Annotated in this window: 21 protein-coding genes; 6 read left to right on the top strand and 15 right to left on the bottom strand. The window is 68.6% G+C overall.

The window, feature by feature from the left end; translation table 11 throughout:
• Positions 1-111 precede the first annotated feature (111 nt).
• The 7 genes from VGF12_RS09150 to VGF12_RS09120 all read right to left on the bottom strand — a co-directional run bounded on the left by VGF12_RS09150 (position 112) and on the right by VGF12_RS09120 (position 9,739).
• Entirely contained in the window at positions 112-711 is a 600-nt protein-coding gene (locus tag VGF12_RS09150) for a response regulator (protein ID WP_331175730.1), read from the bottom strand.
• An 8-nt stretch (positions 712-719) separates the two neighbouring features.
• Positions 720-3,170, bottom strand: coding sequence for a PAS domain-containing sensor histidine kinase (locus VGF12_RS09145; protein ID WP_331175729.1), 2,451 nt, complete (start codon positions 3,168-3,170; stop codon positions 720-722).
• A gap of 55 nt (positions 3,171-3,225) precedes the next feature.
• Complete coding sequence (locus tag VGF12_RS09140) at positions 3,226-4,410, bottom strand: EAL and HDOD domain-containing protein (RefSeq protein ID WP_331175728.1); 1,185 nt, start codon at positions 4,408-4,410, stop codon at positions 3,226-3,228.
• Positions 4,411-4,528: 118 nt separating this feature from the next.
• Positions 4,529-5,743, bottom strand: a complete 1,215-nt coding sequence (gene flgL, locus VGF12_RS09135; RefSeq protein ID WP_331175727.1) for a flagellar hook-associated protein FlgL — start codon at positions 5,741-5,743, stop codon at positions 4,529-4,531.
• A 14-nt stretch (positions 5,744-5,757) separates the two neighbouring features.
• Positions 5,758-7,746: a flagellar hook-associated protein FlgK gene (gene flgK, locus VGF12_RS09130; RefSeq protein ID WP_331175726.1), complete on the bottom strand. Its 1,989-nt coding sequence runs from the start codon at positions 7,744-7,746 to the stop codon at positions 5,758-5,760.
• A gap of 14 nt (positions 7,747-7,760) precedes the next feature.
• On the bottom strand, positions 7,761-8,630 hold the full coding sequence (gene flgJ, locus VGF12_RS09125; RefSeq protein WP_331175725.1) for a flagellar assembly peptidoglycan hydrolase FlgJ: 870 nt from the start codon (positions 8,628-8,630) through the stop codon (positions 7,761-7,763).
• The gene (locus VGF12_RS09120; protein ID WP_331175724.1) at positions 8,630-9,739 is read right to left on the bottom strand and encodes a flagellar basal body P-ring protein FlgI; all 1,110 of its coding nucleotides are present in this window, start codon (positions 9,737-9,739) and stop codon (positions 8,630-8,632) included. The genes flgJ and VGF12_RS09120 overlap by 1 nt, the downstream gene beginning before the upstream one ends.
• 391 nt (positions 9,740-10,130) lie before the next feature.
• On the opposite strand from VGF12_RS09120, the gene VGF12_RS09115 reads away from it, so the two are divergent.
• From VGF12_RS09115 to VGF12_RS09105, 3 genes are read left to right on the top strand one after another with little or no spacing between them, the layout of a single operon-like run.
• Complete coding sequence (locus VGF12_RS09115; protein ID WP_331175723.1) at positions 10,131-11,222, top strand: glycosyltransferase; 1,092 nt, start codon at positions 10,131-10,133, stop codon at positions 11,220-11,222.
• On the top strand, positions 11,222-12,142 hold the full coding sequence (locus VGF12_RS09110) for a glucosamine inositolphosphorylceramide transferase family protein (RefSeq protein ID WP_331175722.1): 921 nt from the start codon (positions 11,222-11,224) through the stop codon (positions 12,140-12,142). The genes VGF12_RS09115 and VGF12_RS09110 overlap by 1 nt, the downstream gene beginning before the upstream one ends.
• Positions 12,143-12,187: 45 nt before the next feature.
• Positions 12,188-13,456 (top strand): amidohydrolase, encoded by a 1,269-nt coding sequence (locus VGF12_RS09105; protein ID WP_331175721.1) that lies wholly within the window; start codon positions 12,188-12,190, stop codon positions 13,454-13,456.
• Here VGF12_RS09105 and VGF12_RS09100 read toward each other — a convergent pair whose 3' ends face one another.
• The 7 genes from VGF12_RS09100 to flgB are packed head-to-tail and all read right to left on the bottom strand — an operon-like array spanning position 13,457 to position 18,569.
• Positions 13,457-14,128 carry a flagellar basal body L-ring protein FlgH gene (locus VGF12_RS09100; RefSeq protein WP_331175720.1) on the bottom strand — a complete coding sequence of 224 codons (672 nt, stop codon included), beginning with the start codon at positions 14,126-14,128 and terminating at the stop codon, positions 13,457-13,459.
• 11 nt (positions 14,129-14,139) lie between these two features.
• A complete protein-coding gene (gene flgG, locus VGF12_RS09095) occupies positions 14,140-14,922 on the bottom strand; it encodes a flagellar basal-body rod protein FlgG (protein WP_331175719.1) in 783 nt (260 codons plus the stop codon).
• Between the two features lie 12 nt (positions 14,923-14,934).
• The gene (gene flgF, locus VGF12_RS09090; RefSeq protein ID WP_331175718.1) at positions 14,935-15,666 is read right to left on the bottom strand and encodes a flagellar basal-body rod protein FlgF; all 732 of its coding nucleotides are present in this window, start codon (positions 15,664-15,666) and stop codon (positions 14,935-14,937) included.
• Between the two features lie 29 nt (positions 15,667-15,695).
• Positions 15,696-17,030: a flagellar hook protein FlgE gene (gene flgE, locus VGF12_RS09085; RefSeq protein WP_331175717.1), complete on the bottom strand. Its 1,335-nt coding sequence runs from the start codon at positions 17,028-17,030 to the stop codon at positions 15,696-15,698.
• A 37-nt stretch (positions 17,031-17,067) separates the two neighbouring features.
• The gene (locus VGF12_RS09080) at positions 17,068-17,706 is read right to left on the bottom strand and encodes a flagellar hook assembly protein FlgD (protein ID WP_331175716.1); all 639 of its coding nucleotides are present in this window, start codon (positions 17,704-17,706) and stop codon (positions 17,068-17,070) included.
• A gap of 15 nt (positions 17,707-17,721) precedes the next feature.
• On the bottom strand, positions 17,722-18,138 hold the full coding sequence (gene flgC / locus VGF12_RS09075) for a flagellar basal body rod protein FlgC (protein WP_331175715.1): 417 nt from the start codon (positions 18,136-18,138) through the stop codon (positions 17,722-17,724).
• Between the two features lie 17 nt (positions 18,139-18,155).
• Positions 18,156-18,569 (bottom strand): flagellar basal body rod protein FlgB, encoded by a 414-nt coding sequence (gene flgB, locus VGF12_RS09070; protein WP_331175714.1) that lies wholly within the window; start codon positions 18,567-18,569, stop codon positions 18,156-18,158.
• A 147-nt stretch (positions 18,570-18,716) separates the two neighbouring features.
• Here flgB and flgA point away from each other — a divergent pair, with 147 nt between their 5' ends.
• The 3 genes from flgA to VGF12_RS09055 all read left to right on the top strand — a co-directional run bounded on the left by flgA (position 18,717) and on the right by VGF12_RS09055 (position 20,274).
• Positions 18,717-19,412 (top strand): flagellar basal body P-ring formation chaperone FlgA, encoded by a 696-nt coding sequence (gene flgA / locus VGF12_RS09065; RefSeq protein WP_331175713.1) that lies wholly within the window; start codon positions 18,717-18,719, stop codon positions 19,410-19,412.
• Positions 19,413-19,553: 141 nt separating this feature from the next.
• On the top strand, positions 19,554-19,880 hold the full coding sequence (gene flgM, locus VGF12_RS09060) for a flagellar biosynthesis anti-sigma factor FlgM (protein ID WP_331175712.1): 327 nt from the start codon (positions 19,554-19,556) through the stop codon (positions 19,878-19,880).
• 4 nt (positions 19,881-19,884) lie between these two features.
• Positions 19,885-20,274: a hypothetical protein gene (locus VGF12_RS09055; RefSeq protein WP_331175711.1), complete on the top strand. Its 390-nt coding sequence runs from the start codon at positions 19,885-19,887 to the stop codon at positions 20,272-20,274.
• Positions 20,275-20,334: 60 nt separating this feature from the next.
• On the opposite strand, the gene VGF12_RS09050 is transcribed toward VGF12_RS09055, so the two are convergent.
• A partial coding sequence (locus VGF12_RS09050) for a DUF1841 family protein (RefSeq protein WP_331175710.1) occupies positions 20,335-20,535 on the bottom strand: 201 nt, incomplete at its 5' end.

Raw genomic sequence — 20,535 nt, 5'->3', positions numbered from 1 at the left:
CATGCCGGACCGAACCGGCAAGTGCATTGCCAGAGGGGGTCGGCTTGTGGCGGCATGGGGCTCAGCTCAAAGGCAGGCATGCTGGCCCTGCGGCCGCATCGATGGCGCGAATCAGCGCTGACCGGGCCGGGCCAGCAGCTCCACGGCATCGACGATGCGCCTGGCCTGCTCTGGCAGGCTGTGGCCATCTGCCGCTGCCAGGCTCATCAGGCGGGCGAGCGCCTCGTCGCGCGGCAGTGAGTAGCGGTGCATCAGCACGCCGACCGCCAGCGCCGTGACTTCCAGCGACGGCAGTTCGGAGGGGCTCTCGAAGGCCGGCGACTCGGGGGGCGGTGTCGCAGGCGTGGTTGAACGCGCGAAGGCGGCCTCTACCGCGGGCACGATCTGCGAGATGTCCAGGGGTTTGACGAGATAGGCCACCGCGCCCAGTTCCTTGACCTTCGCCACCGTCGCCTCGTCCGTGAAGGCGGACAGGAACATGAAGGGCGTCTGCAGGAACTCGCGCAGGTAGGCCGCCACGTCGAAGCCGGTCAGCCCTTCCATGCGGATGTCGAGCAGAGCCAGCTCAGGCCGGTGTTCGCGGGCGAGCAGGATGGCGTCGTCGCCGTTGTCGGCGTCGATGACCTCGAATCCAGCCTGCGTGAGCCCATAGCTCAGCGTTGCCAGCACCAATCTGTCGTCGTCGACGACCAGGATCTTGCCCTTGCTCACCGCGCCCCTCAGAAACTTGCTCTTGTGCCCGGATTGTGAACCACGCTGGGCGGGATGAGTTCCAGCCGGCAGATGACATCCCCTTCCTGCTGTTCCAGGCTGAGGATGGCGCTGCGCCGCGGCAGCAGCGCACGCACCAGGCCCAGGCCGGACACGCCGCTCTTCACGTTCTGCAGTGCGAAGCCTTCGGGCAACTGGCCGGGATTGACGATCTCGACCGTCACGCCCGCCATGTCGCAGATCAGCTGGCAACGCACCTGGGCCCCGTTGCTGTGGCGCAGAGCGTTGCCCAGCAGCTCGTTCAGGCTGAGCGCGATGGGGATGGCCTCGGCCTCGGGCAGGCACCAGTCGTCCATCAGCGCGCCGCCCTCTGCGGCGGTGGTGATGACGCGGCCCTGCATGCGCTGCACCGAGCCGACGATGGCGTCGAACACGCGTTTGAGCAGCAAGGGGCCGGTGGCGCCGACCTGCAGGCCGTAGACCTGGGCGATGGCCTGCACCTGGCCGACGGCCTCCTTCAGCACCGGCGCGACCTCGGGCCGGCGAGCAGCGATCTGCTGCAACAGGCCGGCCACGCCCTGCAGGTTGTTCTTGATGCGGTGGTGCACCTCACGCACCAGCAGCTCGCGCTGCGAGATGGCGGCCTGCAAACGCGCTTGCTCGGCGGCACGCTGTTCGGTCACGTCGCTGGCCACCAGCAGCAGCAGTTCGGGTCCACTGCTGTCGCTGTCGCCGACACCGGCCAAGTGCAGCAGTCGCGTGTCCCAGATGCGCGTGGCAGAGCCGGCCGGCACGTGGTACTCGCGTTGCACGACGGTCTGCGCCTCCAGCGCCTCGCGCATGTCCGCCGCGACCTGCGCGCCCTGTTCGGCGCCGAAGAGCTGGGCCGGTGTGCCACCCAGCAGCGCCGCCTCGGGGCGGCCGGCCAGCGCCGCGGCGGCCTGGTTGAGCTTGACGATGCGCAGGCTCTGGGCCTCGTGCAGCGTGATGGCCAGCGGCGCGCCCTCGATGATGCGGGCCAGGGATGCCTGGGCCATGCGGCTCTGGGCCTCGGCCTGGCGGCGGCGGTCGATGTCGAGCAGCGCGTAGGTCAGTTGAGTGCCACCGTCCTCACGCGGCGTCTGCACCGCGTTGCCGATGACCCAGAATGCGCGCCCGTCGCGGCCCCGCAGTCGGCACTCGAACACGTCGGCGCCGGGCTCGGTGTGGAAGGCGTGCTCGTCGTCATCGGGCGCCAGCACGCCCATGGGCTGGCCGAGCACGTCTTCCAGCTCGCAGCCGAACATGCGCCGCGCCGAGCGGTTCATCCATTCGATGCCGTCCGGGCCAACGGTGACGATGCCTACCAGCACGGAATCCAGCACGGCGCGCTCGCTCTCGGCGCGCAGCAGCAGCGCGTTCTCGGCCAGGGCCTGGGCGGTGACGTCCAGCGTCACGACCGAGGTGGAGCGCCGACCGCCGGCCAGCAGCCCTGGCGCCACGCGCGTCAGCAGCCAGCGTCGGCCGAGTTCGGGGTGGCGCACGGCATAGCGCACCTCGACCGCGTCGCCACGCTTGAGCGCGCGCTGCAGGCGCTCGAATTCGGGCAGGGAGGTCGGCTCGACGATATCTCGGTTGATGCCCTGCAGAGACCCGATGGGCTGCTTTGCCCCGGTCTTGAAGGGTGAGCCCTTGCGGTGGGCCTTCAGCCAGCCGGCTTCCGGCTGGAAGGTGGCCAGCCCGACGGCGGCCGTGTCCATCAGTGCATCGAGCTGCTGGTGGGCGAGGTCGCGCTCATGCAGAGGGCTCTGGTCCTCCAGGACCGCCAGCAGCAGCATCCGGCCGTTGCTGCGCCACAGGCGCAGCCGCGCCTGCAGCCAGCGCTGCTGGCCCTGGGGGTCGATGAACTCCGCCTCGGTGACGAGGGGGCCGTCTTGCGCGCGCTGCGCGGCCAGCGCCGGCAGCGGCGTGCCGCGATGCCAGCCCAGCAGGGCCTGCAGCAGGTCGGGCAGGTCGTTGAGGTGGCGGGGCGAGCCGGTGTAGAGCGCAGCGAAGGCGGCGTTGTGGCGCAGCACGGTGCCACTGGCGGCGTCAGCCAGCATGGCCGGCAGCGGCGACACGGCCAGCCATTCGGCCAGCGGTGGCTCGCCCGGGTCGACGGCACTGAGGCGGGCGTGCAGCAGCCAGTTGGGGCGCTCGCGCAGCAGGCGCAGCGTGGCGCGCTGGCCATCGGCGAGCTTGAGCGGGGGCGCACCGGGCGGCACGCGACCGGCGTCGATGGCCTGGGTGGCGTCGCGCAGCCAGGTTTCGAGGCGGGCGCCGGCCGCGTTGCGCAGCAGCCGCCAGCCCTCCGCGGCGTTGCTGCCCAGCCATTCGCGCGCGGCCGGGTTGGCGCGCAGCACGGACAGGTCGGCCCGCAGCGTCAGCACCGGATCGCCGACGAGGTCGAGCAGCGCAGTGGATGCGGGCGGGCCGAACATGGTTCAGCCGTCCGACAGGGGCTGGCCGGCCGATATCACGCGAAGCCGGCCCCGCTCATTCGAGCTGGGTCGCCTTGTGGAGCGCCCGCAGCACGCAGGCGTTGACTTCGCCAGCGCCAAGCATCAGCGCGTCGGCGCGTTCGCGGTAGTCGAACACGCTCTCGGACTCGATGGCGCGCACCAGCTCCAGATACGGCAGGAAGGGGCCACCGCCCTCGACGAGGGCCTGGCGCACGCGTTCCGGCACGGGGATGCTCTGCAGCAGCTTCTCGAAGGGCTGCTTGAGCATGTGGTCCAGCAGGGAGAACAGGCCGCAGATGAACATCTCGTCGCGCATCTCGCGCTCTTCCATGCCCGCGGCTAGCTCTTCCATCAGAAGCCCGCGACGCAGCGCTCCGTACATGATGGGGCGCATGCTGTGGTCCTTGCTGGCGGTGGTGAGCAGCAGGGCCAGCCAGCGTCGCAGGCGTGCATAGCCCAGCAGCATGATGGCGTGGCGGAAGCTGGACACCTCCACCGGCAGGCCGAAGGCGGCCGAGTTCATGTAGCGCAGCAGCTTGAAGGCCAGACTGGGGTCGCGCTTGAGGGTCTGTTCCAGGCGCTCGACGTCCTCGCCTTCGTCCACGCGAGCCATCAGCTCGACGATGACCTGCAGGTCGGCGGCGATGTCGGTCTTGCCGGCACCGGGCGCGGCGTCGTACACGCCCTCCATGGGCCAGCCGATGGCGCTTTGGGCGCCGGCCTGGAAGCTGGCCTCGATGGCGTCGGCACCGCGCACTCCGGCATGCACGAGCGCGACGCCGGCCGGCGCAGCCTGGCCCGGTTCGAGCACGACCTGCTTGAAGATGGCCGCGACGGCGGCCGGCAACGGCGCATTGGGAAGGCCCTTGAGGAGGCCGCTATGGCCAGCGGCCTTGAGCGCGGCGATGGCCTCCGCATAGGCTGGGTCGGCGGCGATGAAGGCTGGCACCTCGATCTGGGTGGGCTCGGCGGGGGGCTGGGCCAGCAGGGCAGTCAGCAGCGCTTCGCCCTGGGGGCTGATGACGGCACCACCCTGGGGCCAGGTTGCGGCCAGCGCGGCGAGCAGCTCGGCATGGTCCGTCCGGGCATCCGCGCGCAGCGGCACGAGGGTCAGCCGCGTGGTCGTGATGGCGCGCTGGCGGTCGATGACCGGGGCATAGCCGAGGGCGACGCCGGGCAGGATGGCGTGATCGAGAGCGGCGGGGATGTTGTCGGGCATGGCGCGGCGCGGGGGCGATGAATGCGGCAGTCTGCCACGACCATCCAATGCAAAAGTCGGCAAATCGTGACTGCTTCACGCAGACGTGCGCCGGCTGCGCCCACCCCTAGGGCGCCGGTCAGCCGTTGATGTACTGGAACAGCGACATGCGCTGGACCATGGCGTAGGTCTGGAGGGCCGCCTGGTAGCCGGTCTGCTGGTTGCTGAATTCAGAGATGGCCTGGGTCATGTCCAGGTCGGTAGCGGCGCTCTGTTCCTGCTGGGAGTAGAGCTTGAGACCGGACATGCGGCTCTCGCTGCCGTCGAGCTTGTTGAGCACTTCGCCAGCCTGGCTGCGCCCGCTCTGCAGCTTGGTCATGACGGCGTCGAGGTCACGTAGGGCGTTGTTGTTGGCCTGGGTGATCTGCGCGCCGCCGCGGTTGGGCGTCAGCAGGTCGTTGATGGCGCTGTCCATCACGTCGAAGACCTTCAACGAGTTCGTCGATGGCGTAAGGGAGAAGTTGTCGCCATCCACGGGCGCACCGGAGATGGTCATGCTCATGCCGTCGAACTCCAGAGCCTTGCCGGCCGTGAAGGTGCCGGTGTCGGGCGTGCCATCGGTGGGAGCGGGCGTGATCGTGTAGGTCTGCGAGGGCGCAGTACCGCTGATGGCGATGCTGTAGGCCAGGCCGGTCAGCTTGGACGGATCGGAGACGGTGCCGCTGTCGATCCAGCCTTTGGCGGCTTGGCCCGGCACGAGGCTGTTGGTGCCGGCGTCGGTGACGAAGAAACCGTTGCCGCTGGCGGCGCTTTCCCAGGCGCCGCGACCGTCCAGGGTCAGGGGGAAGTCCTCCAGGTTGCCGCTCTGGATCTGGCCGGGCACGCCGACGTAGGACACGCCGCCGCTGCGGTCCAGGAAGGGCGGCTGGGCCGATCCCTGCCCGCCGAAGATGTAGCCGCCCGCGCCGTCGCTGCGGTTGGCGATGGTGAGCATCTGGTCGCGCAGGCCCTTGAGCTTTTGCGCCAGCGCGGCGCGCTCGGCATCGGTGTAGCTGGCATTGCCTGCGCTGGCCAGGGTCTCGCGGGCCTGCTGCAGCAGTTCCCCGGCGTCTCCCAGCGCGGACTCCGCCAGCGCCATGCTGTTGCGGCTGGCTTCGAGCGAGCGCTGGTTGGCGTCGACGCGGCCGATGGTGGCCAGCGCACGTTCGGCACGGGCTGCACCGGTGGGGTCGTCGCTCGCGCTGAGCACGCGCTTGCCCGAGGTGAGCTGCTGCTGCTGCGTCTGCAGCGCGGTCTGGCGGCGCTGCAGGTTGCTGATGGAGGCTTCGTAGAGGTTGGCGGTGGAGACTCTCACGGCAGATTTCCCTGTCAGTTGGCCAGACGCAGCAGTTCGTCGAACAGCGACTGCGCGGTCTGCAGGACGCGGGCAGCGGCCTGGTAGCCCTGCTGGAACTGCATGAGCCGGGCGGCTTCTTCGTCCAGGTTGACGCCGGCAACGCTGGAGCGCGCTTGCTCGGCGTTGGTGGCCACGCCGGACGAGACGCTGCTGAGGTAAGTGGCGCTCTGGGTGCGCGCGCCGATGTCGCTGATGTCGGCGGCGTAGGCGTCGGTGATGGTGGCGCCGGGCTTCATCACCGGGTTGCCGTTGGCATCGAGCAGCAGGGCGCCGCTGGCGTCACGCTGTTGCTGGCGTCCAATGAAGGTCTCGGTTTGCAGGTCGAGGAACGCTTTTGCGTTGCCGTTGTTGGTATCGGTGTACTTGGTGGGATCGATGGTGAGGCTGTCCCCAGTGCGCGGTACGCCGCTGGTGTGAAGCTGGAAGCCGAGGTCGATGCCCGGCGGCAGGTCGTTGCCGATGGGCTGGCCGGCGCGCCAGACGCCGGTCTGGCCGTTGGAGAGGCTGTAGTTGACGCTGCCATCGGCGTTGGCGGTGCCGAAGGTGAGGGTCAGCGGCAACTGGGCCGCCGTGCTGGCGCTGAAGGTACCGTTGACGGCGTAGATGCTCTGGACGCTGAGCGTGCCGGTGTTGGCGACGTTGCTGGTGGCCGTCAGCGGCGACGCGGCGGCGATGCCGTTGGGCGACTCGAGCACCACCTTCATGCCGGTGGCGGCCATGCCGACGGGTTCGACGATGAAGCGGTCTCCGACCTGCGGCGCCGGTGCGCCGGGGAAGCTGATCTTCACGCCGTCCACCTCGTCGCCGTCGACGAAGGGGATGGGTCTGCCGTCGGGAAGCTGCGTGATCTCGTAGCCGCCCGCGGTGACCTTGATGAGGTAGCTGCTGGCCTGCAGCTGGCTGGCGTCGGTGATGCTGACCTGGGGCAGTGCAGCGCTGGGGTTGCCGGCTGCGGGCAGCACACGCGGCGCCGCCACGCTGAAGATGTCGGCGCCCATGCCTGGTGGGTTGGACAGGTCCAATCCCAGCGCGTTCTGATCGTTGACCCGTGTGCCGATGGCGGCTGCGAGCTGGCCGAGCATGTTGCGCGCATCAACCAGGTCGCGGTTCTGCACGCGCAGCATCGAGGCCAGCGTGCCGCCGGTCAGGACGGATTCGTCCAGTGAGCGCTGAAGGTTGCCCTCGCGCATGGTCAGCACGGCGCGGGTGGGATCGAATGCATCGGGCGTGACCTCCAGGGAGGTGGCCGAGTTGCCCAGCACCAGACGCTGGCCGCCGCCGATGAAGACGCCCAGAGTGCCGTCGTCGGCTGGCACGGTGGTGACGGAGACGAATTCGCTGAGCTGGGAGACAAGCTGCTCGCGCTGGTCGAGCAGGTCATTGGGTTCGTGGCCGCTGCCGCGGTTGGCGGCGATCTGGTCGTTGATGCGGGCGATCTGCTGGGCCAGGTCGTTGACGCGCTGCGCGCCGCTGCGCAGGTCGCCAACGATGCCCGACTGCATAGCCTCGATCTGGCCGCCTGCGTCGCGGAAGCGCGCGGCGAGGTCGCCCGCGCGGCCCAGCACCACTTGGCGGGCCGATGGGTCACTGGGGCGGCTGGCCACGTCCTGCATGGCGTTGAGGAATTGGCTGGCGGCATAGCCCAGGCCTTCGGTGCCCAGCGGCAACAGCTTGCCCAGTCGCGTCAGAAGATCGGCACGGGTGGCGTCGCCCGCCGCGGTGGATTTGGTGGCTGCGGCCTGGCGGGTCAGGAACTGGTCATGCGCCCGCTCGATCGTCTGAACGTCCACGCCGCGGCCGAAGAAGCCCGCGCCGGTGTACTGCCCCGGCGCCGTGGTGAGTACCACCGACTGGCGCGAATAGCCTGGCGTGTTCGCATTGGCGATGTTGTTGCCGACGGTTTGCAGCGCCGCCTGGTTGGCGAACATGGCGCGCGCGCCGAGGGAGAGCAGGCTAGGCATGGCTCAGTCCTTCTTCAGGCGAGGCTGCGCTGGACGCGCTGCGTGGTGTCGATGACCTTGGCGAGCTTGCTGGCGTAGGCCGGGTCGGTGGCGTAGCCCGCCTGCTGCAGCCCCTGCGCGAAGCCAGCGGCGTTGCCGTTTTGAGCCTGGGCCACGACCTTGGCGTAGCGGTCGTTGCTGCTGATCAGTCGTGCGTAGTCCTTGAAGGCCTCGTCGTAGCTGCCGTAGGCGCGGAACTTGGCCGTCACCTTGACGGCCTGGCCGTTGATGACTTCCGTGGTCTTCACGTCGACGGTCTTGCCCGTCCAGCCTGGGGTGGCCTTGATGCCGAAGACGTTGTGGCTCTTGGTGCCATCTGCGCCAGTGATCTCGCGCCGGCCCCAGCCGCTCTCGTGGGCCGCCTGGGCGACCATGAAGCTCGCGGGGATGCCGCTGGCAGCCGAGGCTGAGCGGGCGGCAGCGTCATGCTGCTGGATGAAGCTCTGCACATGGCTGGGGATGCCTTTGGTGGCCAGTGCTGGCAGGGCCTGGGCCAGAGTCGTCTGGCTGGCACGCTTCACGCTCTCGGCCGACAGGTCTTTCACGCCCATCTGGCGTTGCAGCTGTCGCTGGATGGCGTCCGACAGGCCGCCGGGCAGGCCGCTCATCTTGCCGGCAAACTGGGTATCCAGCATTTCCGTGCCGAGCTGGGTGGCGCTGTTGTCCAGCATGCCGCTGGACAGCGTGGATGCGCGCATGCTCTTCATGACTTCCTGCATGAAGAGCGCCTCGAACTGCTTCGCCGTCTCGCGGATGCTGGCCTTGGGGTCGCGCGAGGCTTGGGCCTTCAGGGCATCAAGGCTGCCCAGGCTCTGGCCGGAGATGGACTGGAAGGACGAGGACATCAGATCACCTCGAGCTCGGCAGTCAGGGCGCCGGCGCTCTTCATAGCCTGCAGGATGGCGAGCAGGTCCTGGGGCGTGGCGCCCAGCGAGTTCAGCGCCTTGACGACGTCCGACAGGCGCGCGCCGGCGGGCAACTGGATCAGACTGCCGGGCTCTTGGCGGATGGAGATGTCGGCCTTCTCGGCCACGGTGGTCTGGCCGCCGGACAGCGCATTGGGCTGGCTGATGACGGGGGTGGAGCTGATCGTGACCGACAGGTTGCCATGGGCGACGGCGCAGGACGACAGCGTCACGGCCTGGTTCATGACGATGGAGCCGGTGCGGGCGTTGATGACGACGCGGGCGGCCGGCGTGGCCATGTCGACGGCGAGATTCTCGACGTCAGCCAGGAAGGCAACGCGCTCGTCCGGCGCGATCGGCGCGCGCACCCGGACGACGCGGCCGTCCAGTGCCTGGGCAACGCCGGTGCCCTTGGCCCTGTTGATGGCCTGGGCCACGGCGCGGGCGGTGGCGAAGTCGCTGCTGTTGAGGTCGAGTTGGATGCTGTCGCCCTGGGCGATCGGCGTCGGCACCGAGCGCTCGACGAGGGCGCCCGCCGGGATGCGGCCGGCGCTCAGGTGGTTGATCTGTACCTTGGAGCCACCGGCAGAGGCGCCGGCACCACCGACGACCAGGTTGCCCTGGGCGATGGCGTATACCTGACCGTCCGCACCGCGCAGCGGCGTCGCGATCAGCGTGCCGCCGCGCAGGCTCTTGGCATTGCCGATAGACGAGACATTGATGTCCAGTTGTTGGCCGGGCTGGGCGAAGGGCGGCAGCGAGGCCGTCACCATGACGGCGGCGATGTTGCGCGGCTGCATGGTCACACCCTGGGGAAGCAGCACGCCGAACTGCTGCAGCATGGCCGTGAGGCTCTGTCCGGTGAAGGGGGCCTGCGTGGTCTGGTCGCCCGTGCCGTCCAGGCCGACGACAAGGCCGTAGCCCGTCAACGGGTTGGAGCGCACGCCGGCCACCGAGGCGACTTCCTTGATGCGGGCAGCCTGAGCCGGCGGCGCCAGGGGCGCCAGCACGATGGCGAGGCAAAGGAGGATGACTTGCAGGTACTTCACTCGGCAGATTCTGCGGACGCTTGAGCTCGCGAAGCCAGTGAAAAGGGCGCGGACTGCCCCTCTTTTCCGGGCTGTGGCGGGCGAAGCGCCCGTCCGCCGCCGGTCTACTCGACGGTGACCCGCAAGCTTGTACTCAGCCTGACGCGGCCGACTCGTGCGATTCTGTCAATCCCGATCCCAAGCCCTCGGGGCCGCCGCCAGCGACGCGTGAGCGTTCGTAGAAGCTGAATAACTAGCGGTTATGCATGCATTAGTCTCGATTTGAATGCCATTGGCGGCGATTCGAGATCCGACGGTGCAGCGGACCAGAGTTTCATGACAGGTTTCTGAATGTGTAGTTGGGTAAAGTTTCTATTACTTTTCCGAGCTGCCATCGTCCGCCAGACCTGCCATGCCACTGCCTTTCGAGCCGCTGACCCTGGTTCATGTCGTGTTTTCCTCTCGCATTGCGGGCGGCGAGCGGCATTGCATCGACCTCGCCAACGCGCAGGCTGCGCTGGGCCACCGCGTCCACGTCATCGGCTCGGCCAACTCGGCCGTGGCTGCCGCGCTGGGATCGGGCGTGCGTTTCCATGGACTCAGCCTGCCGTTGCTGCGTGGCTGGCGTGTGGCCGCGCTCGCGCGCCGTCTTGGTGCAGACGTCTGCCATGGCCACCTGGGACCGGCCTGCAAGGCGGTCGCCCATGTGCGTCGCTCGGCGCGCATCGGCACGCTGCACGTCGGCTACAAGGCCCACCACCATGGTCGCCTGGACGGGCTCGTCTGCGTGAACCGTGCCCAGCGTGAGAGTCTGCCCGACGGCGGTGCGCTGGCCAGCGTCATCTACAACTGGGCGCCGGAGCGCGACGCAGCCGAGGCGGCCTGCCAAACGGAGCTGCGCGTCGAGCTGGGCTTGAGCCCCGAACAACTGCTGGTCGGCAGCGTCGGGCGCCTGCACTCCAGCAAGGGCATGGACCTGCTGATCGCCGGCTTCAAGGCCCACGCCCCGGCGGATGCCGTGCTGGCCATCCTCGGCGAGGGGCCGGACGAAGCCTTGCTGAAGGGCATGGCGGGCGGCGATCCGCGCGTCCGCCTGCTGGGCTACCGCAGCGATGTCGACCAGTGCCTGAAGGCGTTCGACCTCTTCGTCTCGCCTTCCCGCGAGGAAGCGTTCCCGCTGGCCATTCTCGAGGCGATGCGCGCCGGGCGCCCAGTGCTGTCCACGGCCACGCAGGGGCCGCAGGAAATGCTTGCCGGCCAGCCGGCCCGCCTGGTGCCTGTCGGCGACGCCGTGATGCTCGGCCATGCGATCGCCGAAGAGCTCGAGCGGCTGCGCCCCCTCCCGCCGCGCCAGCGTGCCGTGAGCTACGCGACGGCCGCCTACGACCGTGCCAATGCGGTCGCCCGCACGCTGGCCTTCTACCGTGACGTGCTGCTCAAGCAGGCCACCCATGCCCGGCCCATCGAGAACGAGGACGAGCCTTACGCCGCCTGGCGCGCCTGATGCTCAGGGCGCCGAGCACCGACTTCTGGCAGGTCGGCATCGTTCCCCTCGCGCTGGAAGACGTTGACCCCCACAGCCTGAGGGCAGCCCGCGAACGCATCACCTGGCTGCCCGACGCGGGCCGCTGGCGTTACCTGGCGGATCCCTTCGGCCTCGTTCGCAACGATGCCCTGCACGTCTTCGTCGAGGCCTTCGACTACCGCGTCAAGCGCGCCAACATCGAGCGCCATGAGTTCGCCTTGAGCGATCTGGCATGGCGGAGCCGGACGACGGTGCTGGACCTGCCCTTCCATCTGTCGTATCCCCAGGTCTTCGAGCACCAGAGTGAGACCTGGATGGTGCCGGAGAGCTACCAGGCCGGTGAGATCGCGCTCTACCGGGCGGTCGACGGCTCGCTGAACCGCTGGGCGCGCGAGTGCGCGCTGATCAGTGGCGTGCCCGGGGCGGATGCGTCGCTGGTCGAGCATGAAGGCCAGTGGTGGATGTTCTACACGCTGGTCGGCCCCGGTGCGCGCGACCAGCGCGAATTGCATGTCGCTCACGCCCCCGCGCTGACCGGCCCCTGGACGCCGCTGCCCGCCAATCCGGTGCGCGTGAACCGGGAGGGTGCGCGCCCGGCCGGCCGGCCCTTCGTGGGGCGCGACGGCGTGCTCACGCTGCCCGTCCAGGACAGCTCGACCGGCTACGGGGGCGCCACGCGGCTGCTGCGGTTTCCCGTGCTGACACCGCAGCGCATAGACATCGAAGCCGGGACGGAGCGCCTGACTGGCGACCTGGCCAGCGACAGCCACACCGCCGGCCTGCACACGCTGACGGGCTGCGGGGGTTTCACGCTGATCGACGTGAAGCGTATCGACCGCTCGCGCGGCAAGCAGTGGCTGGACTTGAAACGTCGGTTACGACGCCTGTTGGGCAACTGAGACGCCGTCGCACACAGCGTGGCCATCGCGGCCTACGATCAATCGATGAGCCCGCAGTCCCCTCTGAGCGAACGCATCGCCGCGCTTACGGCGGTACTGGAACCTCAGATCATTGCCTGGCGGCGCGACCTGCACGAGCACCCTGAGCTGGGCAACCGCGAGTTCCGCACCGCGGCCATCGTCGCCGAGCACCTGCGTGGCCTGGGCTTCGACGAAGTCCGGACCGGCGTTGCCCACACCGGCGTCGTCGGGGTGTTGCGCGGCGGCCGGGATGGCGCCGTCGTGGCCCTGCGCGCCGACATGGACGGCCTGCCCGTCACCGAGGAGGTCGACCTGCCCTTCGCGTCCAAAGCCCGCGCGGTCTGGAACGGCGAGGAGGTGGGCGTCATGCATGCCTGCGGGCACGATTGCCACGTCGCTATCCTGATGGGCGTGGCCAGCATCCTGGCCAGCCTGCGCGCCGACCTCCCCGGCACCGTCAAGTTTCTCTTCCAGCCTGCCGAGGAGATGCCGCCCGAGGGCGAGGAGGGCGGGGCGGCGCTGATGATCAAGGAGGGGGCGCTGGAGGACCCCACGCCCGGCGCCATCTTCGGCCTGCACGTCACGTCGCGCCAGCCGGCGGGCGTCATCGGGTACCGGCCGGGACCGACGATGGCGAGCTCGGACAAGCTGCGCATCACCGTGCAGGGCAAGCAGACGCATGGCGCGGCGCCCTGGCTTGGCGTCGACCCCATCGTCACGTCCGCGCAGATCGTGCTGGGCCTGCAGACCATCGTCAGCCGCACGCTGGATCTGAACCGCGAGCCGGCCGTCGTCACCATCGGCGCGATCAAGGGCGGCGTGCGCGAGAACATCATCCCGGACTCGGTGGAGATGCGGGGCACGATACGCAGCTTCGACGAGGGCATGCGTGACGCCATCCACGAGCGCGTGGCGCAGCTCGCAGAGGGCATCTCGGCAGCCTCGCGCGCGACCTGCAAGGTCTGCATCACGAAGAACTACCCGGTCACGCGCAATGATCCGGTGCTGACGGAACAGATGGTGCCCACGCTGACGCGCGTCGCCAGTACCGGCCCGCGGCCCATGGGCATCGAAGTCGTGCCCAAGGCAACCGGTGCGGAAGACTTTTCTTTCTTCCAGCGCCTGATCCCGGGCTTGTTCTTCTTCGTCGGCGTCACGCCGCCGGAGATCGAGCCGAGCAAGGCCTACTCCAACCACTCGCCTCGCTTCATTGTCGACGAGCGCGGGCTGGAGGTCGGCGTCAGGGCGCTGGCCAACCTGGCGGTTGACTACCTTGCCAGCCAGACGGGCTGATCAGCTCGGTGCCAGGTTGAGGAAGAAGCGCGACAGCCAGCCCACCGCGTGAGCGTCGGCAGTGGCGCCGCGACCTCGCTGCTCGATCCGCACGTTGGCCACCGCGGTCGACGCCACGGTATTGCCCTGGCCGATGGCGCGCGGGTCCACCTGGCCGGAGAATCGCAGTACGTCGACGTTGCGGTTCACGCCGATCTGCTTTTCTCCGCTGATCATCAGGTGTCCGTTGGGCAGCACGGACGTCACGACGGCGGTGATGGCACCTGTGAACTCATTGGTGTTCTGGTTGCTGCCCTTGCCCTTGTTGTCGTTGGCCGAGGTCGCACCCGCACTCGCGCGGCCGAAGGAGTTGGGCGCGATGCCGGGCAGGGCGCTCACGCCCGCCGACAGGCTGCCGGACTTGCTCAACTCGCTGGTGCTGGTCTGCGTGGCCGAGACCTTCTCGATGATGTTGACCGTCAGCGTGTCGCCGACCAGGCGGGCGCGCTGGTCCTCGAACAGCGGACGGTAGCTGGCGCCCTGGTAGATGGCTCCGTTGGTCGACGCCATCGCCTGCACCGGCGGCAGGTTGACGACGGGGGTGTGGGTCAGTTCCACCTGGGGCTCGGGGTAGGGCGTCGCGCAGCCGGCGAGCAGGGCGGGAAGAGCGAACAGGGCGAAGGACTTCTTCATGGCGGCCTGCCTTAAATCTGGGCCAGCTTCTGCAGCATCTGGTCGGAGGTCTGCACGGCCTTGGAGTTCAGCTCGTAGGCGCGCTGAGTCTGGATCATCTGCACCAGCTCCTCGACGACGTTGACGTTGGACGTCTCGACGAAGCCCTGCTGCAGCGCGCCGATGCCGTTGTTGCTGGGGGCACCCGTGTTGGGCGTGCCGCTGGCCGCCGTCTCGGTGAAGAGGTTCTGGCCCTTGGGATCCAAGCCGGCGGGGTTCACGAAAGTGGCGAGCTGCAACTGGCCCACGCTCTGAGGCGCCGCCTGTCCGGGCAGGGTCACGCTGACGGTGCCATCGTTGCCGATGGTCAGGCTTTGCGCATTCGGCGGGATCGTGACGCCGGGCAGCACGGTGTAGCCGTTGCTGGTGACCATCTGGCCATTGGCGTCGAGCTGGAAGGAGCCGTCGCGCGTGTAGGACGTCGTGCCGTCGGGCATCTGGATCTGGAAGAAGCCGTCGCCCTTGATGGCCAGGTCCAGGTTGTTGCTGGTCTGCTGCAGGTTGCCCTGCGTGTAGATGCGCGCCGTGGCGACCGGGCGTACGCCCAGGCCCACTTGCAGGCCGGTGGGCAGCACGGTTTGTTCGGTGCTGTTCGCGCCGCTCTGGCGCATGTTCTGGTAGATCAGGTCCTCGAAAACGGCGTGCGAGCGCTTGTAACCATTGGTGGCGACGTTGGCGAGGTTGTGCGAGATGTTGTCCAGCTGGGTCTGCTGGGCTTCCATGCCGGTCTTGGCGATCCAGAGCGAGCGCATCATGGCGAGGATTCCTTAAGTGCTTCCGAGCAGCTTGGCCGATTGCTGGCCTTGGGTCTGTGCGATCTGCAGCAGCTTCATCTGCTGCTCGAACTGGCGGCCGGCGGCGATCATGGCGACCATGGTCTCGACCGGACTGACGTTGGAGCCTTCCAGCGCGCCGTCCTGCAGCCGGGCGGCAGGATCGACTGGCAGGTCGCCGTCAGCGGCGCGGAACAGCCCGTCATCGCCGCGCGTGAGCTGGGCTTGCGCCTCGGGCGTGACGAGTTTGAGGCGCCCGACCGTCGTCGGCTTCTGGTTGGGCGACTTGACACTGACGGTGCCGTCGCTGCCGATGGCCACTTCGCTGTTGGGCGGGATGTTGATCGGGCCGCCATCGCCCAGCACCGGCATGCCGTTGCGCATGACCAGCAGGCCCTCGGCATTCACGTCCAGCGAGCCGGCGCGGGTGTAGGCCTCGGTGCCGTCGTTGGCCTGCACGGCCAGCCAGGCCTGGCCCTGCATGGCCACGTCGAGGTTGCGACCCGTCGGCGTCAGCGGACCCTGGGCGTCGTTGTAGCCGATGGTGGTTTCCAGCGCGTAGGCGCGGGTGGATGCGCCGTCGCCGCGCACCGGCACGGCGCGGAAGGCCTGAAGCTCGGCGCGGAATCCGTTGGTCGTGACGTTGGCGAGGTTGTGCGAGAGCACGTCCTGCCGCTGCATGGCCGCCTTGGCGCCGGCCATTGAGAGGTAGATCATGCGGTCCATAGCGCGTCCTCGCCTTCAGTCTTGCGTCATCAACGGAGGTTGACGATGGTCTGCATGACCTGGTCCTGCGTCTTGATGGTCTGCGCGTTCGCCTGGTAGGCGCGCTGGGCGGTGACCATGTTGACGAGCTCGGCCGTGAGGTCGACGTTGCTTTCCTCCAGCGCGCCGGACTGCAGCGCACCCATGTTGCCGTCCCCGGGCACGCCGACCACGGCATCGCCGGACGCGACGGTGCGGATCCACATGTTGCCGCCCAGCGCCTGCAGGCCCTGAGGATTGCGGAAGTTGGCCAGCTCGACCTGGCCAGCCGGCTTGCTCTGGCCGTTGGAGTAGCGGGCCAGCACCGTGCCGTCGTTGGCGACCTGGATGCCGGTCAGCTGGCCCGGCGCATAGCCGTCCTGGGTCAGCGCGGTCACGGCGAAGCTGCTGCCGTTTTCGCTGATGTTGCTCAGGTCGAGCTGGATGCCAGCGATGGGCAGTGTCGAGTTGCCGCGGCTGCTGACGCCGGCCGGGACGTCCATCGTGATGGCGCCCGGCGGCGTCGCGGCGGAACCGGTGATGGTGGCGGGCGCACCGCCGCTGGGCGGGAATGTGATGGTCGTGTAGGGCGTGGTCGGGTTCCCGTTGGCGTCCAGCGTGATCGGGGCGCCGGTGGCGTCAGTGCCGAAGGGCGTGCCGTTGGCCGTTGCGTAGATGTGCCAGGTGTCGGCGCCGTTGGCGGCGGTCTCGCCCTTCTGGAAGTAGAAGGTGACGGCCACGTCCTGGCCCTTGGCGTCGTAGACGGTCATGGACGTGGCGTTGTTGTAGGTCGTCGAGTCCTGCAGGTCGATGCCGGTGGCGCCGCCTCCGGGGGACGTCGTCTTCAAGCGCGAGTCGAGGTTGAACTCCATCTTCAGGCTGCTCGTCACTGCCGGCGGGATGCCACCCGTAGGCAGCTGCAGCGGCTGGGCCGTGCCGGGCTGGATGACGCCGGCGCCGTTGGCCGGATAGCCCATCAGCTTGAGGCCGTCGTTGTTGACCACGAAACCGTCCTTGCTGACCTTGAACTGGCCGTTGCGGCTGTAACGGATCGGGTTGGTGCCGTCGCTGAGCTGGAAGAAGCCGCCGCCGTTGATGGCGAGGTCCATCGGGTTCTCGGTCGTCGTGATGTTGCCCTGGCTGAACTGCTGGGCCACGGTCTGCAGGCTGGTGCCGATGCCGATCTGGTTCGTGCCGGCGCCGTTCAGCGAGGCCGCGTACACATCGGCGAACTCCGCCCGCGAGCTCTTGGCACCGTATGTGCCCGAGTTGGCGATGTTGTTGCCGATGACGTCGAGGTTCCTGGATGCGGAATTGAGCCCGGAGAGGCCTTGCTGGAAGCTCATGGGGAGTCCTTGCTGTCGTGCGGGTGAGAAGGAGGCGTCAGTTGACGGATGAGACGCTGGCGTAGTTCACGGGGCCCAGGCGCTCGAGTTCGAGCATCAGGTTGCCGCTGTCGCTGTAGACGGAGCTGACCTTGTCATGGGCATAGGTCGTCGAGCTGACTGCCGCCGTGCCGTTGAGGGCGGTGATGCGGTACTTCACTTCCGTGCCCTCGGGGACTAGGTTGTTGGCGTTCCAAGTGAAGGTCTGGCGGCCCGAGCCCTGGGCGCCCAGCTGCTGTGTGTCGATGACGTTGCCGGCCGGGCCGAGGATTTCCAGCTTGACGGTCTTGGCCGCCCCGTCCAGCTCGTAGCTTGCGCCGGCCACACCGTTGACGACCTGGATCTGATTGCCCGGCACGCTGACTTCGCGGCCCACCAGCGAGATGGACTGCATGGCCTGCATCTGGCCCAGCTGCAGGCCCAGGTTCTTGATGCTGGTGTCCAGCGTGGACAACGACGTGACCTGCTGGATCTGCGCCATCTGGCTCGTCACCTGGGCGTTGTCCATGGGGTTCAGCGGGTCCTGGTTGTTCATTTGTGCGACGAGCAGCTTCAGGAAGCGGTCCTGCGTGTCGGCCGCGTTCTTCGTCGAGGTGGTGTTCGACGAGGCGGTGCTGTTGATGGCGGAGACGTCCATGGTTTATCCCGTGGGTCAGGACTGACCCAGTTGCAGCGTCTTGAGCAGCAGGCTCTTGGCCGTGCTCATGACTTCAATGTTGTTCTGGTAGGAGCGCGAGGCCGAGATCATGTTGACCATCTCTTCCACCGGGTTCACGTTGGAATAGGTCACGTAGCCGTCGGCGTCGGCCTGCGGGTGCTTGGGGTCGTGCACGCGGCGGCCGGGGGTCTGGTCCTCGGTCACGTTGGTCACGCGCACGCCGGCGTTGCCGCTGTCGGTGCCTGCGCCCATCAGCTGGGTCTGGAAGACGACCTGGCGAGCCTTGTAGGCCTGGCCATCCGGGCCGGCCACCGTGTCGGCGTTGGCAAGGTTGCTGGCCACGACGTTGAGCCGCTGGCTCTGCGCGCTGACCGCGCTGCCGGAGACATTGAAGATCTGGAACATCGACATGGCCGTCTACTCCCCCGTCAAGCCTGGTTGTGCGACTTCATCGCGTCCAGTGCGGTGCGCACCGATCCGTTGATGAAGCGCAGCGTGGCCTCGTACTTCACCGAGTTGTCGGCGAAGCTGGCCCGTTCGCGGTCCATGTCGACGCCGTTGCTGTCCAGGCTTGTCTGGGATTGCAGCGCGTAATCCTTGCCGCTTTCGCCGCGTGCGCCGGCCAGCGGGGCCAGGTGGCCGCGCTGCGTCGTCTGCAGTGCGCCGGGCGTGCCGATCTCACCGGTGGCCTCGCGCAGCGCCTTGGCGAAATTGATGTCGCGGGCCTGGTAGCCCGGTGTGTCGGCATTCGCGATGTTGCTGGCGAGCAGGCGCTGGCGCTCCGCCCGCAGCGTCAGTGCCTGGGTCTGGAAATTCAGCGTGTCGGTGATTCGGTTCAACATCAGCGGGCCTCTGTCGAGGGGCGAAGCCGGGATGGCTCCTTGCGCAAATTGTCTGAACCGGCACCGAAAACATGAGCGGGATTAAGGGGGCCAAAGCGGCTCAATTCGAGCCAAGGGAAGGTGGATGCCGTCCCTAGAGTGATGGCCATGCTGCGTATCGTCCTGCTCTTCGTCTGCCTGTTCGCCGCCGGTGCGCCCCGTGCGCAGACCGTGCTCGACCCGGCGTTGGTCGAGCGCGTGCGCGTCCTGGCCGAGACGGCCGCCAGCGCCACCGCCCCCCCCAATACCCGCGTCGCCGTCGAGATCGGGGCGCTGGACCCCCGCCTGCGCCTGGCGCCCTGCCGGCAGGTCCAGCCCTATCTGCCTCCGGGCATGGCCGTCTGGGGGCGCAGCCGCATCGGCCTGCGCTGCACCGATGGCACCGCTCGCTGGAACGTGACCCTGCCGGTGCGCGTGGCCGTCTTCGGCCGCGCCGTCGTCGCCAGCGGCCCGCTGCCTGCCGGCGTGAGCCTGTCTCAAGACCAACTGGCGCTGGCCGATATCGATATTGCGGCCGACCCCGGCGCGGTCTTCACCGACCCGGCCCTGCTGATCGGCCGCACCCTTGCACGCCCCCTGGCCGCCGCCGAGGCCGTGCGGGCGCCCGCGCTGAAGTCGCGCCAGTGGTTTGCCGCGGGCGAGACGGTGCAGGTGCTGGCCGTCGGACCGGGGTTTGCGGTTGCCGCGGAAGCTCAGGCGATGTCCGCCGGCCTCGAGGGCCAGGAGGTGCGTGTGCGCTTCGAGAGCGGCCGCGTGGCCAGCGGTCGGGCCGTCGCAGAGCGTCGCGTGGAGCTGTCGCTGTGAGCAAAGCACCACGAATCGCCGGAACTGGGTCGAAAAAACCGCCAGTTCCCGCTCAAGTTTCAGGGTCCGGGGCCGATACAGGGGGAAACTCCCTCTCGCAATGCCCCCAGCGGGGCCTGTCCCCGCACCCTGGAGAAGCTCATGAAAATCGGTAACAGCCCTGACGGAAGCGCCGGCCCGGCCAAGGTCGAGCAGCGTCCCGCTGCGCGCAAGCCCGAGGTCTCCGGCACCAACGACGTCGTTCGCCAGACATCCACCCCGGCAGCCAGCACCCAGGTCGCGCTCTCCAGCACCGCCAAGCTGGCCGCGAGTGCGTCCGGCGACGACGGCAGCTTCGACGCCGCCAAGGTCGACCGCATCTCCAGGGCCATCAGTGAGGGCAAGTTCACGGTCAACGCGAACGCCATCGCAGACAAACTGGTCGCAAATGCGCAAGAATTGCTCAGCGCGCGCGCCAACAAGCACTGAATCCATGACAGCCACCGCCTCGTCCACCCCGCTCGGCCCCGAACTCGAACAGCCCCTGCTGGCCGTTGAGGCGGCGCTGAACCAGCTGGGTGACGCCCTGGCCCGCCGTGATGCGGCCGCCATCGAGCAGCATGCCGCCGAGTTGCACCAGCACCTGGCTCGCGCCGTGCAGAGCTTCAGTGAAGCCGCCCGCACGGGCAGCGTGCCTCCCGCGCTGCGCAACCGCTTGGTGCGCGCCGGTGGCCTGCTGGCCGCCCAGCGCGAAGCCCTGGCCCGGGGCAATGCCTCGCTGGACCGCGCGCTGGACGTGCTGATCCCCAGCGAACCCACCGGCCTTTACGGCGCCGGCGGCAAGGCGGAGCGCCGCAGCCTGGGTGGCAGCTTCCAGGCCTGAACGCGCGCACGCCAAGAAGAAGCCACCTGCGGGTGGCTTTTTTGCGTCCGCCCCGCCCGTTCAGCGGGTAGCGGCTTGGCGTACCTTGTCGAGATAGGTGTGGCCGTCCGGCGGCAGCCCGCTGCGCTGCGACGCCCAGATCATCTCGCCCAGCGCTTCCATGGCCACGTGGTGGGCCTCGTGGCGCGAATTCCGCTTCGCGGCCAGCAGGTCCACGGCCTGTCGTATGCCCGAGGGCTGGTCGATGGCGTGCTGCTCCGT

It is taken from the genome of Roseateles sp. (assembly GCF_036404855.1).
Lineage (GTDB): Bacteria > Pseudomonadota > Gammaproteobacteria > Burkholderiales > Burkholderiaceae_C > Pelomonas.
Note: the sequence above shows the minus strand (reverse complement) of the source record. Positions and strands in the feature narration are given on the sequence as shown.

Coding starts and splice junctions, on each gene's coding strand:
- VGF12_RS09140 (WP_331175728.1), bottom strand. CDS start 4,410: ATGCCCGACAACATCCCCGCCGCTCTCGATCACGCCATCCTGCCCGGC.
- flgG (WP_331175719.1), bottom strand. CDS start 14,922: ATGATGCGCTCGCTCTGGATCGCCAAGACCGGCATGGAAGCCCAGCAG.
- VGF12_RS09145 (WP_331175729.1), bottom strand. CDS start 3,170: ATGTTCGGCCCGCCCGCATCCACTGCGCTGCTCGACCTCGTCGGCGAT.
- VGF12_RS09100 (WP_331175720.1), bottom strand. CDS start 14,128: ATGAAGAAGTCCTTCGCCCTGTTCGCTCTTCCCGCCCTGCTCGCCGGC.
- flgJ (WP_331175725.1), bottom strand. CDS start 8,630: ATGTCCTCGTCCTTCCAGTCCATCTCCGGCCAGAGCCTGGGCAGCCTT.
- VGF12_RS09080 (WP_331175716.1), bottom strand. CDS start 17,706: ATGGACGTCTCCGCCATCAACAGCACCGCCTCGTCGAACACCACCTCG.
- flgK (WP_331175726.1), bottom strand. CDS start 7,746: ATGCCTAGCCTGCTCTCCCTCGGCGCGCGCGCCATGTTCGCCAACCAG.
- VGF12_RS09105 (WP_331175721.1), top strand. CDS start 12,188: ATGAGCCCGCAGTCCCCTCTGAGCGAACGCATCGCCGCGCTTACGGCG.
- flgA (WP_331175713.1), top strand. CDS start 18,717: ATGCTGCGTATCGTCCTGCTCTTCGTCTGCCTGTTCGCCGCCGGTGCG.
- flgM (WP_331175712.1), top strand. CDS start 19,554: ATGAAAATCGGTAACAGCCCTGACGGAAGCGCCGGCCCGGCCAAGGTC.
- VGF12_RS09110 (WP_331175722.1), top strand. CDS start 11,222: ATGCTCAGGGCGCCGAGCACCGACTTCTGGCAGGTCGGCATCGTTCCC.
- flgC (WP_331175715.1), bottom strand. CDS start 18,138: ATGTCGATGTTCCAGATCTTCAATGTCTCCGGCAGCGCGGTCAGCGCG.
- flgE (WP_331175717.1), bottom strand. CDS start 17,030: ATGAGCTTCCAGCAAGGCCTCTCCGGGCTCAATTCCGCATCCAGGAAC.
- flgB (WP_331175714.1), bottom strand. CDS start 18,569: ATGTTGAACCGAATCACCGACACGCTGAATTTCCAGACCCAGGCACTG.
- VGF12_RS09115 (WP_331175723.1), top strand. CDS start 10,131: ATGCCACTGCCTTTCGAGCCGCTGACCCTGGTTCATGTCGTGTTTTCC.
- VGF12_RS09055 (WP_331175711.1), top strand. CDS start 19,885: ATGACAGCCACCGCCTCGTCCACCCCGCTCGGCCCCGAACTCGAACAG.
- flgF (WP_331175718.1), bottom strand. CDS start 15,666: ATGGACCGCATGATCTACCTCTCAATGGCCGGCGCCAAGGCGGCCATG.